At 59.8% G+C, this 7,065-nt stretch carries 6 protein-coding genes; 4 read left to right on the forward strand and 2 right to left on the reverse strand.

Annotated elements, in window-relative coordinates:
- Positions 1–225 precede the first annotated feature (225 nt).
- The 3 genes from EKH80_RS22560 (at position 226) to EKH80_RS22570 (ending at position 4,316) form a co-directional block, all read left to right on the forward strand.
- Positions 226–1,596 (forward strand): pyridoxal-phosphate dependent enzyme, encoded by a 1,371-nt coding sequence (locus tag EKH80_RS22560; protein ID WP_126687060.1) that lies wholly within the window; start codon positions 226–228, stop codon positions 1,594–1,596.
- Positions 1,597–1,835: 239 nt separating this feature from the next.
- Positions 1,836–3,665 carry a glutamine--fructose-6-phosphate transaminase (isomerizing) gene (gene glmS / locus EKH80_RS22565; protein WP_126687061.1) on the forward strand — a complete coding sequence of 610 codons (1,830 nt, stop codon included), beginning with the start codon at positions 1,836–1,838 and terminating at the stop codon, positions 3,663–3,665.
- Between the two features lie 66 nt (positions 3,666–3,731).
- Positions 3,732–4,316 carry an MBL fold metallo-hydrolase gene (locus EKH80_RS22570; RefSeq protein ID WP_158628924.1) on the forward strand — a complete coding sequence of 195 codons (585 nt, stop codon included), beginning with the start codon at positions 3,732–3,734 and terminating at the stop codon, positions 4,314–4,316.
- A 102-nt stretch (positions 4,317–4,418) separates the two neighbouring features.
- Here the strand turns inward: EKH80_RS22570 and EKH80_RS22575 are convergent, their stop codons facing one another.
- Positions 4,419–4,847: a hypothetical protein gene (locus EKH80_RS22575; protein WP_126687063.1), complete on the reverse strand. Its 429-nt coding sequence runs from the start codon at positions 4,845–4,847 to the stop codon at positions 4,419–4,421.
- Between the two features lie 501 nt (positions 4,848–5,348).
- Positions 5,349–5,642 (reverse strand): hypothetical protein, encoded by a 294-nt coding sequence (locus EKH80_RS22580; RefSeq protein ID WP_126687064.1) that lies wholly within the window; start codon positions 5,640–5,642, stop codon positions 5,349–5,351.
- Positions 5,643–6,267: 625 nt separating this feature from the next.
- On the opposite strand from EKH80_RS22580, the gene EKH80_RS22585 reads away from it, so the two are divergent.
- A complete protein-coding gene (locus EKH80_RS22585) occupies positions 6,268–7,062 on the forward strand; it encodes a response regulator (protein WP_126687065.1) in 795 nt (264 codons plus the stop codon).
- Positions 7,063–7,065: the final 3 nt, after the last annotated feature.

Raw genomic sequence — 7,065 nt, forward strand, 5'->3', positions numbered from 1 at the left:
GAGCGGTCCGCTCCGGGGTTTTTCATTTCCTAGGTCAGGCTGAAACGTTTGCAGGCTGGGTTGCAAAGCCCAGCATTGCCATGCCTGCAACCCTCGCGATGCCGGGATTGTCATCCCAGCCTACGCATCTGCGCTAGAAAAGTGGGGGATGCCGGCGCAAGCCTAGTTCAACCCCTCTCCGTTATGATGGCTGTTCATATCCCAGCCCCAGCCCACGGAGCCTGCATGTCGGTCCAAGCCAGCGTCCTCGAACTGATCGGAAACACCCCCATGGTGCGCGCTCAACGCCTGGACACCGGGCGTTGCGAGCTGTTCCTGAAGCTGGAAAGCGCCAACCCTGGCGGCTCGATCAAGGACCGCATCGGCCTGTCGATGATCGAAGGCGCGGAGAAGGCCGGCAGAATCAAACCCGGCGCCACCCTGGTGGAAGGCACGGCCGGCAACACCGGCCTGGGGCTGGCGCTGGTCGCCCAGGCGAAGGGCTATCGCCTCATCCTGGTGGTGCCCGACAAGATGAGCCGCGAGAAAATCTTCAACCTCAAGGCGATGGGCGCCGAAGTGGTGCTCACCCGTTCCGACGTGGCCAAGGGGCATCCCGAGTACTACCAGGACATGGCCGAGCGCATTGCGCGCGAAACGCCGGGCGCCTACTTCATCAACCAGTTCGGCAATCCCGATAACCCGCGCGCGCACATCGAAACGACCGGACCGGAAATCCTCAGACAGATGGACGGCAAGGTGGATGCCGTGGTGGTGGGTTGCGGCTCCTCCGGCACCATGACCGGGCTGTCGCAGTACTTCGCCAAGACCTCGCCGAACACCGAAATCGTGCTGGCCGACCCGGTCGGCTCCATCCTCGCCCAATACATCAACGAAGGCGTGCTTTCGACCAAGTCTGGCAGCTGGATGGTGGAAGGCATCGGCGAGGATTTCCTGCCCACCATCAGCGATTTTTCGCGTGTCAAAAAGGCCTATGCCATCTCCGACAAGGAAAGCTTCCTCGCTGCGCGCGAGCTGCTGGCCAAAGAAGGCGTGCTGGGCGGTTCCTCCACCGGCACGCTGCTGTCCGCGGCACTGAAATACTGCCGCGAGCAGACCGAACCCAAGCGCGTGGTCACGCTGGTATGCGATACCGGTAACAAGTACCTGTCGAAGATGTACAACGATTACTGGATGCTCGACAACGGCTTTATAGAGCGCGATCAGCACGGCGATCTGCGCGATCTGCTGCTACGCCCTTTCTCGCAGCGCGATACCGTGGTGGTAGGTCCGAAAGAACTGTTGATGACTGCGTACACCCGCATGAAGCTGTACGACATCTCGCAGCTGCCCGTGATGGATGGCAGTCGACTGGTCGGCATCCTCGACGAATCCGATGTGCTGATGCACGTGCATACCGATGAAGCGCGCTTTCGCGACAGCGTCGCCACCGCCATGATCAGCGACCTGCAAATTCTCGATGTGCGCGCGCCGATCACGGCCTTGCTGCCCGTATTCGAACGCGGCCATGTCGCCATCGTGATGGACGGCGAGCAGTTCCTGGGCCTGATCACGCGCATCGATTTGCTGAACTACCTGCGCCGAAAAGTGCACTGAAGATCCCTCCTCCCCCTGCAAAGCATGGGGAGGGCCGGGGTGGGGTCGCACGAGCTTGCCTCGATACAAATGCGTGTAGGCTGGGATGAAATCCCAGCACCCGGAAACCGCAAGCCCGCTGGGATCTTCATCCCAACCTACGAAAGTTGTGGTGAACCTCCGACGCGAAAGCCTGTCGAAACGCCTGCTCGTCAAAGTCGCCGCCTTCACGTTTTTCTTGTTATAGGATCATTACAGCCATGTGTGGAATCGTTGCCGCCGCCGCCCAGCGCGATGTCGCGCCTCTACTGATCGCCGGCCTCAAGGCGCTGGAATACCGTGGCTACGATTCGGCCGGCCTGGCCGTGCTGGAAGGCGGCGAAGTGCATCGCGTCCGTGCCAAGGGCAAGGTGCGCGAGATGGAGTCGCTGTACCTCTCCAACCCCTTCCCCGGCGGCACCGGTATCGCGCATACCCGCTGGGCCACGCATGGCGTGCCCAACGAGGCGAACGCGCATCCGCACATGATCGGACGCATCACACTGGTGCATAACGGCATCATCGAGAACTACGCGCCGTTGCGTGCCCAGTTGCAGGCCAAGGGATACCACTTCACTTCCGAGACCGATACGGAAGTGATGGCTGCGCTGATCGATCAGAATCTCTCCGGCGGCAGGGGGTTGCGCGAAGCGGTGCTCGCCACGGTGCGCGACCTCGAAGGCGCGTATGCCATTGCCGTGATCAGCAGCGAAGAACCGGGCCGCGTCGTCGGCGCGCGCCGTGGCGCGCCATTGCTGGTCGGCTTGGGCATCGGCGAAAACTTTCTCGGCTCCGATGCGCAGGCACTGGTGCAAGTCACCAACCGCATCATTTACCTGGAAGACGACGACGTCGTCGAAATCACCCGCGAAGGCGCGCAGATCTACACGCTGGATGGCAAGCCGGCCCATCGCGGCGTGCACGAGAGCGAACTCTCCGCTGACGCCGTGGAACGTGGCGAATACCGCCACTACATGCAGAAGGAAATCTTCGAGCAGCCGCATGCGGTGGCCAATACGCTCGAAACGCGTATCAGCGCCGCTGGCGTGCTGCCCAACATCTTCGGTGCGGGCGGCGACGAGCTACTGGCGAAAGTGAAGGGCGTGCACATCGTCGCTTGCGGCACCAGCTATCACGCCGGCATGGTGGCCAAATACTGGCTCGAGGATTACGCGCGGCTTCCCGTCAACGTGGAAGTGGCCAGCGAATACCGCTACCGCGAAACCGTGGTGCCGCCAGGCACCTTGTTCATCGCCATCTCCCAGTCCGGCGAAACCGCCGACACGCTTGCCGCCATGCGCGAATCGCGGCGCCGTGGCTACCTTGGCACGCTGGCTATTTGCAACGTGCCGGAGTCGTCCGTCACGCGCGAAGCCGACCTGAAGCTGATGACGCACGCCGGCCCCGAAATCGGCGTCGCCTCCACCAAGGCCTTTACCACCCAGCTTGCCGCGCTAGCGCTGCTCACCTTGCATCTTGCCAAGCAGCAGGGGCTGGACGAGGAGCGCTATCGGGACCTCACGGAACAATTGCTCCGCCTGCCGCGCACCCTCGAGGAAGCGCTCAAGCTGGAGCCGCAAGTGATCGAACTGGCCGAGCGCTTCGTCCACCGCCATCACGCGCTATTCCTGGGTCGCGGCGAGCATTATCCGGTGGCGCTGGAAGGTTCGCTCAAGCTCAAGGAAATCTCCTACATCCACGCCGAGGCTTATCCCGCCGGCGAGCTGAAACATGGCCCGCTTGCGCTAGTCGACGAAGACATGCCCGTCATCGCCGTCGCCCCCAATGGCCCTCTGCTCGACAAACTCAAATCCAACCTGCAGGAAGTGCGCGCCCGAGGCGGTGAGTTGATTGTGTTTGCCGATACCAATGCACATATCGACGGCAACGCAACGCGCGGTGCGGTGCTGCGCATCGATGCAGGCGGCGATTTTATCTCGCCTGTGGTGCTTACCATTCCGCTGCAATTGCTGGCTTATCATGTGGCGGTATTGCGCGGCACCGATGTGGATCAGCCGCGCAATTTGGCGAAGTCGGTGACCGTGGAGTAGCCGCTTTCTTTGTGCCCCCGCTGCGTCGGGAACGATTGGCCGCGCGAGATCACCGGCGGGGATCCATTGGCGACGCCGTTTCTGCAGCATTTTGATGAGGCGGGCTGGTCGCGCGACGGCGTCGACGCTGTGGTATGCACCCATCTGCACGTCGACCACGTCGGCTGGAACACGATGCTCGAAAACGGCAAGTGGGTGCCGACTTTCCCGAAGGCGCGCGACCTCATCGGTAGGCAGGAGTACGAATTCTGGCGCACCTATGATGACGAGGCGCAGCGGACGATGCTCGGCGATAGCATCAAGCCGATCTTCGACGCTGGCCTCGTCCAGCTGGTGGAGCCGGACCATGTGATATCGCCGGAGATCCGACTCACGCCTTTCATCGGCCGCACGCCAGGCCATGTCAGCGTGATGATCGAGTCCGAAGATGAGTGCGCGGTGATCACCGGCGATATGACCCACCATCCGTGCCAGCTGGCGCACCCTGACTGGATGTTCGGCGACAGCGACCCCGAGGCTGCTGTGCTCACCCGCTTGCGCCCCTTCGCCGAATGGGCCGATCAGCCCATTCTTGTCATCGGCACGCACTTCGCCGCTCCTGCTGCTGGCCATGTCGTTCGTGATGCTGCTGCGTTTCGATTTGCGGTGTAGGCGAGCCACACTCCCGAATCTGTGGACCTTAAGAGCAAAGGAGCCCTTTGCTGACCCCTTTGCTGCTAGTGCATCGAGACCAGGAGCTGGCTATGCGTTGGCCTACACTGGCTGGGAAATCAACCGGCACCGCTTGCCTTCCGGTGCGACCCGCTTGCAATACACGTCAACGATGGCAACCGTGTTTTGGACCGAGTCGGTCAGCAGGTACCGTTTCGCCACACCGGGCCCGGTCGAATTGTCGATAGCCACAGCGACGAACGGCTGCGAGGCAATACCCCGCATCCGTTGAGCTTCCGACCTCTCGGCCGCTCGCTCCGCTTGTACGTACTGTCTGTGCGTATTGCCGACCAAGGCCTCCAATCCGTAACCCGTGGGCAAGTTGACGAAGTAGGTCTCGTATTGGCCCGCTGGTGCGATGACTGTGAAATTTTGCAATTTGGTTGCGTGCGTCTGGTTTTGGGCGACGCTGGTGCTGCCGACACAGGCAAGACCGAGCGCGATGGTCATGGCAATGAGCAAGCGTTTCATAAAGGACTCCAAACGGACGCATATGTCCGTCTGAGAATTGTGCCGTGTACGGAAGAAACAAAACGAGAAAAAAAGCGAAACAGAACGGACGAATTTCATTGAACACAAGTCACGACCCTTATCCTATTTCCGAATCGTCGACTTTTAGGTGCGTCATTCGTCGATCTTGTATGCCGTTCGTCGAGCAATATTGAAGCTTTCTCACTGACACACGTGACTATCATCGTGCAGTGCAAGCCGCTACTTTTTCTGTTGGCCTTAATCAAGAAAGAAGTCACGACCACTATCGTCATGACTTATGGCCTATATGACTTATGGCCTATATGTCGGTTGGATTGGCGAGAAACGGGTGTCGAATTATCAACCGGAAGCTATCGAGAACGTTGCAGAGAGAAAGAAGAAAAAGCGCTGATCGTGCTTGTGTCTGGCAAAAGTGTTACGACTTTCACATGAGTTGCGTAACTCCATATCCGAACGCCCGGCGATGTCTGACGCATGCAGTCATTCGGAGCTGTCGAGTGCAAATTGCCGCGCCCGGTGCATCATGTCCAACCGGCGCAGGGTGTTGAGCGGCGGCGATGGTGGCGCAGGCGTGAGGAACTCGACCAGTTTTCTCTGAACGACCAGGTCGAGCCTCCTTTGCGCCTGCCCAATGAGCGCCACGAATGACTTCAGGGTATTGGCCATTAGCGCACGGGATTCGGGCGTGCCGTGCAGCGTGATAAGGATGGCCTCGCTAGTTTCGGGCTGAGTCTTCTTGAGCCTGTATTTGAGTGCGGCAAGTGGGCCGTTCACCAGCTCGATGGAGGGGTTGATATCGAGTATCGGGCGGCCATTTGAACCTCTGTGTTTTAAGTATTTCGCTACAAAATGGAGGACTTTGCCTCGTCGGCTTCGCCCTCGCGATTAGCTACTTTAGTCGTCTGATTTTTCCGAGGCTCACGAGTAACAAGTGAGGACGCAAATCAGGGGTGCGAGCTTTCGCATCACTGTGCCTAGAATCGCGCTGTATGGGGAATGAGGCCTACCTGCATATCGGCATTGGCTGATAGACACACCTCGCGTGTCTATGCAAAGGTGCCGCACGTCGGGTGTGCCGATTGCAAACTGGAAGCCGCACCCGACGTAAGAGGTAAAGCGCGAACCGCATGAGCTGGAACTCATACGGTCCGCTGGCCACCAGTCAACTTGCTAGGAGCTGATCAATGGTTACCCCTGATCTTACGGCATCTGCGCGCCTTGTCGCGCTCTTCCTCTTGCCAAACCCGCGCTTTACCACCACGCCGCTCGCGTGGTGCCAGGTGGTCGAGGGCACTTAGTCGAAATCGTCTGTCAGCGTTTTCTGACTTCGAAGCAGGGCGTTGCCCTGTGCCCCTCACGCCGTGCGCAATGTACGGCGTGACTACCTGGAGCGCGCGTGATGAATATCATTTCCTCATGGGTCGGTTACACCTTCCCAAAGGCAAAGCGGCCTGCCCGCAAGGCAGCAAAAGAACCCGCCGCGTCGTGCACGGTTGCCGCACCCAGCCAAGCGCCTGCACGCGTCATGGTGTTAGAGGCTGACCCTCAGAGCCGCAGCACCCTCGTCGATCTGATCAAGGCAGTTGGCCTGGAGCCACTCGTCGTTCCTGACGGCGCGGCGGCCTTGAAATCCATCGATCTTTGCGCACCCGGCATGATCCTGATGGCTTGCAACGAGCTACCGGGCCCGGAGAGCGGCGATTTAAAGCTGTGTTCGATGATGCGAAAGCCGCGAGCAGATCATCCGTGCATTCCGATCATAGTCTTGGCAACGGGGTCGGATGCCTTTATTTGGCAAGGCTACATAGGGGATTGCGGGATAGAAGGTGTCCTGGAAAAGCCGCTACGCGCCCAAAAGCTGCGAGCGATGCTTGAGTTGTGGCTCGATCTGCCGCTTAAGGAGGAGCCGAAACAATCGCTTCCCCCAATCCAGAACACCGATGACTGGTTTCAAGTCCGTTTCACCGAAGACATCCAAGGGTTTGAACAGGCTTGGGCAAAGGATGACAAGCCTTCGATGGTCCGCTTTGCGCAGCACATGCAAGGCATCGCACTCGTGCTGGGTGTGCAGCGGGCACTCAAGTTGGCTGATCGACTGGAGCGGATGGCAAGAGGCACGAAGCCGATGGAGCCCGAGGCGATGCAACGCACCCTTACGGCTTTGAAAAAAGCGTTTGCCCCCTACCTCGACTAGGCG

The sequence above is a fragment of the Dyella choica genome, from assembly GCF_003977665.1.
In the GTDB taxonomy this organism is placed as follows: domain Bacteria; phylum Pseudomonadota; class Gammaproteobacteria; order Xanthomonadales; family Rhodanobacteraceae; genus Dyella_B; species Dyella_B choica.

Excerpts from the sequence above, each read along its gene's own strand:
- EKH80_RS22585 (WP_126687065.1), top strand. The coding sequence starts at position 6,268 with ATGAATATCATTTCCTCATGGGTCGGTTACACCTTCCCAAAGGCAAAG.
- EKH80_RS22560 (WP_126687060.1), top strand. The coding sequence starts at position 226 with ATGTCGGTCCAAGCCAGCGTCCTCGAACTGATCGGAAACACCCCCATG.
- glmS (WP_126687061.1), top strand. The coding sequence starts at position 1,836 with ATGTGTGGAATCGTTGCCGCCGCCGCCCAGCGCGATGTCGCGCCTCTA.
- EKH80_RS22575 (WP_126687063.1), bottom strand. The coding sequence starts at position 4,847 with ATGAAACGCTTGCTCATTGCCATGACCATCGCGCTCGGTCTTGCCTGT.